Genomic DNA, 4,266 nt, shown 5'->3' with positions numbered 1-4,266 from the left:
CCTTGCCCTTGTCAGAACGGCCAAATTCAGTGCCTTGCGCCAACACTTTACCAACGACGTCCTGCCAAAGGGAGGCAGACAACCGCATATTCAAGAAACCCGGACCTGCGACCTCTGCGCTTTCAATCCGCGCATCACCTCTGCCGAAGTGGCCGGCCCGGGTTTTATCAACCTCCGCCTTGCGCCGTCGGTCTGGCAAAACGTGGCACGGCAGGTGCTCAGCCAAGGCACCGACTTTGGCCGCGCGATCCTCGGGGCCGGTCAACGGGTGAACGTCGAATATGTCTCGGCCAACCCCACCGGGCCGCTGCATGTGGGCCACACCCGTGGCGCGGTCTTTGGCGATGCGCTTGCCAGCTTGCTGGACTACGCGGGCTATGACGTGACGCGCGAATACTACATCAACGATGGCGGCGCGCAGGTCGATGTTCTCGCGCGCTCTGTCTATCTGCGGTATCTTGAGGCCCACGGCCAAGAGGTGGCGTTTGAGGACGGTACATACCCCGGTGATTATCTGATCCCTGTTGGGGAAGCGCTGAAGGATAAGGTTGGCGACAGCTATGTGGGCAAGCCAGAAGCCGATTGGCTGCTGGACGTGCGCGAGTTTTCTACCGAAAAGATGATGGACTTGATCCGCGAAGACCTTGCATCCCTTGGGATCGAGATGGATGTGTTCTACTCTGAAAAGTCGCTTTATGGCACGGGCCGGATTGAAGCCGCGATTGGCGAGCTGAAAGACAAAGGCCTGATTTATGAGGGCGTGCTTGAGCCACCAAAGGGCAAGAAGCCTGAGGATTGGGAGCCGCGCGAGCAAACGTTGTTTAAGTCAACGGAGCATGGGGATGACGTTGATCGCCCTGTGATGAAATCCGATGGCGCATGGACCTACTTCGCGCCGGATATTGCCTATCACTATGATAAGGTAAGCCGTGGCTTTGATCAGTTGATCGATATTTTTGGCGCGGATCATGGCGGCTATGTGAAGCGGATGAAAGCGGCGGTGTCTGCGCTGTCTGACGGCAAAGTGCCGCTGGATATCAAGCTGACGCAGCTGGTGAAATTGTTCAAGAACGGTGAGCCGTTCAAAATGTCCAAACGGGCAGGGACCTTTGTGACTTTGCGCGATGTGGTAGATCAGGTTGGCCCCGGCGCGACACGGTTCCATATGCTGACGCGTAAGAACGATGCGCCGCTGGACTTTGATTTTGACAAGGTGCTCGAGCAATCCAAAGACAACCCCGTCTTTTACGTGCAATACGCAAATGCGCGGGTCCATTCCGTTTTGCGCAAAGCGAGCGACGCAGGCATTGACGTAAACGTCGCGCCAGATTTGGCGTTGATTGCTCATGAGGCGGAGCTGGCCGTCGCTAAGAAATTGGCAGAATGGCCACGTTTGGTTGAACTGGCCGCACGGACCAATGAGCCACATCGCATTGCCTTCTATCTATATGAATTGGCAAGCGAATTTCACGCTTTGTGGAACCGTGGCAACGAACTTCCTGAGCTGCGTTTCATCCAAGACGACTCAGAAGCCACATCTGTGTCAAAAATCGCACTCGCGCGTGCCGTCTCTGTTGTGATTTGCTCAGGTCTGTCTATTCTGGGCGTCGAACCGGTTGAAGAAATGCGTTAAATGACATCTCTCACACCGGACTGAAGCAGTTCAAAAAGATGCTGGGCGGCACCGTATCGCCCGCACAAATGTGAGGCAAGATGGCAGATTTTCCAATAAACGGGCGCAACTTTGCGCCTCAGGCTGGATCTTATCAAGCGTACCAAGGCTATCAACAGCCGCCCATGCAGCCTGCAGCGCCAGAAGCGCCGCAGCAGCCAAAGGGTAATCCGGTCAAGGCGGTTGCCGCGTTGACGGGGGCAGGTCTTTCGCTGGCCTTGTTGATTGGCGTTGGCGTTTGGGGCTACCAGCTTATTTCGCGTGATGTCGCTGGCGTGCCTGTGGTGCGCGCCGTGCAAGGCGAAATGCGCGTGCGCCCTGAAAATCCAGGTGGATCGCAAGCCTCCAACCAAGGGCTGGCTGTGAATGATGTGGCAGCAGCGGGTGGCACAGCGGGTCCATCGGATCGTATCGTTTTGGCGCCAGAGCCGATTGATCTGTCCAAGGAAGATACGCCGTTGATCGATCAACTGGCAGCAGCGCAACCGAAATTCGAACCAAAGCCGACCGAAGTTATCACGCTGACACGACCACAGGTCGAAGCGCCGAGCGCTGATCTTGATCCGAAAATGGCTTCTATCGAAGCCTTGGCGGCACAAATTGCAGCGGGTGCGACGCCTTTGACCACACAGGGCCAAGTGCGCCAAGAGGTGGTTCAGACCTCGATCGCAGAAGCGCCGAGCCGTATTGAACCGATCGCTGCGCCTACGCCGCAAGCGCCCACAACGCTTACCTTGAGCGCGACAGCGATTTCTTCGTCTGTGCCGGGCGTCGCGATTTCGGTGCGTCCGAAAGTGCGTCCAGCCGGAATTCGTACAGCCTCCTTGAGCGCTGCAACCGTTGCCGCGCCAGTCAGTTCTGCAGTTTCAGAAGTTGATCCTGCAAGCATTCCAGCAGGGACCCGTTTGGTGCAACTGGGCGCTTATGAAAGCGCCGAGGTCGCGCGCAGTGAATGGACGCGCTTTTCCTCTCGATTTGGTGAGTATATGGAAGGAAAACAACGGGTTGTGCAGCGTGCTGAAAGCGGTGGGCGTACCTTCTATCGCTTGCGTGCCTTGGGCTTTAGCGACTTGGCAGATGCGCGTCGTTTCTGCTCTGCTTTGACGGCTCAGAACACCGATTGTATCCCTGTCGTCACACGATAATGGGGTATGGCGCGACTATATTTGGCTGCGAAAGTACCAAGCTTTCGGCCAGTGAGATCAGCTTCTTCAAAGAGGCTGATCCATTTGGGTTTATCGTCTTTGATCGCAATCTTGAGACCAGCGAGCAAATTCAAGCCCTGTGCGATAGCCTGCGCGATGCCGTCGGGCGCGATGCGCCGATCTTGATCGATCAAGAAGGGGGGCGGGTGCAACGTTTGCGACCGCCGCTCGCAACGCAATGGTTGCCGCCACTTGATGATGTCGTCCAATTTGGCGCAAATGCGCCGCGCGCGATGTACCTGCGCTACCGTATTATAGCCGCGGAACTTATGGCGCTTGGCATCGATGCCAATTGCGCGCCTATGGTTGATATCGCAACCGATGAAACCCATGAATTTTTGAAAAACAGATGCTATGGCAATAACTTACAAACGGTTGTCAAAGTAGGGCAGGCCGTTGCCGGTGGTCTTTTGGATGGTGGTGTTCTACCCATTTTGAAGCATATTCCGGGCCATGGGCGCGCAGTCACGGATAGTCATTTGGATTTGCCTGTGGTTGAGACCAATGGCGAAGTCCTGCGGCAGAATGATTTTGCGGCCTTTGCTGCGCTGAACGATATCCCGATGGGGATGACCGCGCATATCACCTACACTGCCTTTGATGATCGCCCAGCAACCTTGTCACCGAAAATGATGGGGCTGATCCGCGAGGATATGGGCTTTGATGGTCTTGTGATGACCGATGATATTTCGATGAAGGCTTTGACAGGGACGTTGAGCGAATTATCGCGTCTGTCTTTGGATGCGGGTTGCGATGTGATTTTGCATTGCAATGGCACGCTGAGCGAAATGGAAGATGTTGCAAATGCGGCTGGCGCGATGAGCGAACAGGCCGAAAGACGCGCAGAGGCAACGCTTGCCTGCCGCCGTACCCCTGATCCTGTTGACATTTCCCATCTGCAAGCGCAGCGTGAAGCGCTTCTGAATGGGACGGTGAATGGCGCCTGACACGACTGAATCGACTGGCGATTGGATCACGGATGGGCAAAACCGCTTATCCGTCGAAGAACGCATGGCCGCAGAAGCGCTCATCATTGATGTGGATGGCTACGAAGGTCCGCTCGATGTTTTACTGACGCTGTCGCGGACCCAAAAGGTTGATCTGCGCAAAATCTCGGTGCTGCAATTGGCGCAACAATACCTGTTGTTTGTAGAGCGCGCGAAAGAGCTGCGTTTGGAACTCGCTGCGGACTATCTGGTCATGGCGGCGTGGCTCGCCTTTTTGAAATCGCGCCTTTTGCTTCCCCCAGATCCGACCGAAGAGGGACCAAGCGGCGAAGAATTGGCTGCGCATCTGGCGTTCCAGCTTGAGCGATTGCAAGCGATGCGCGACGTGGCCGCGCGCCTTATGGCACGGGACCGTTTAGGACGTGATTTCTTTGCGCGCGGC

At 56.0% G+C, this 4,266-nt stretch carries 4 protein-coding genes; all 4 read left to right on the top strand.

Going from position 1 to position 4,266, the window contains the following annotated elements; translation table 11 throughout:
• On the top strand, positions 1-1,633 hold a 1,633-nt coding region (gene argS, locus ABJQ89_RS15080), incomplete at its 5' end, for an arginine--tRNA ligase (protein ID WP_348497007.1).
• An 80-nt stretch (positions 1,634-1,713) separates the two neighbouring features.
• The gene (locus ABJQ89_RS15075; protein ID WP_348497006.1) at positions 1,714-2,817 is read left to right on the top strand and encodes an SPOR domain-containing protein; all 1,104 of its coding nucleotides are present in this window, start codon (positions 1,714-1,716) and stop codon (positions 2,815-2,817) included.
• Positions 2,817-3,824, top strand: a complete 1,008-nt coding sequence (locus ABJQ89_RS15070; RefSeq protein WP_348497005.1) for a glycoside hydrolase family 3 protein — start codon at positions 2,817-2,819, stop codon at positions 3,822-3,824. Before ABJQ89_RS15075 ends, ABJQ89_RS15070 begins: the two co-directional genes overlap by 1 nt.
• Positions 3,814-4,266, top strand: a 453-nt coding sequence (locus ABJQ89_RS15065) for a ScpA family protein (RefSeq protein WP_348497004.1), incomplete at its 3' end; no start/stop codon positions are given. The genes ABJQ89_RS15070 and ABJQ89_RS15065, both read left to right, overlap by 11 nt.

Source organism: Planktotalea sp. (genome assembly GCF_039984035.1).
In the GTDB taxonomy this organism is placed as follows: domain Bacteria; phylum Pseudomonadota; class Alphaproteobacteria; order Rhodobacterales; family Rhodobacteraceae; genus Planktotalea.
Note: the sequence above shows the minus strand (reverse complement) of the source record. Positions and strands in the feature narration are given on the sequence as shown.